This window comes from Tritonibacter sp. SIMBA_163 (assembly GCF_046535935.1).
GTDB classification, from domain to species: Bacteria; Pseudomonadota; Alphaproteobacteria; order Rhodobacterales; family Rhodobacteraceae; genus Epibacterium; species Epibacterium scottomollicae.
In genome coordinates this window covers 1-232 of record NZ_JAWJBP010001454.1, presented here as the reverse complement: position 1 = coordinate 232, position 232 = coordinate 1, and the positions used below count along the sequence as shown (strand labels likewise).

Genomic DNA, 232 nt, shown 5'->3' with positions numbered 1-232 from the left:
ACACCACCGTGCACGCCGCCTAAAGCCCGTTGATGTAGTGCGCAGAGCCGGTCCATTCCTGCATCGCCTGCGCATCTAGCATCTCGCTGGCCTCGCCGAGCGAAGCCAGATGTGCCGCATAGCTCTCGTTGTGACGCGCAGCCTCCGTGCTGGCCGCGACATTCACCTTGGCCGCGCGGTAAACAGAGTCTGGGTGGATCCGTTACGCGGCCGACGCGCACCGGGCAAAGGC

General features: G+C 65.1%; 1 protein-coding gene. It reads right to left on the bottom strand.

What is annotated here, in order from left to right; all coding sequences use genetic code 11:
- Positions 1 to 19 precede the first annotated feature (19 nt).
- Positions 20 to 166: a hypothetical protein gene (locus tag R0J92_RS27110; protein ID WP_411053962.1), complete on the bottom strand. Its 147-nt coding sequence runs from the start codon at positions 164 to 166 to the stop codon at positions 20 to 22.
- Between the last annotated feature and the right edge of the window lie 66 nt (positions 167 to 232).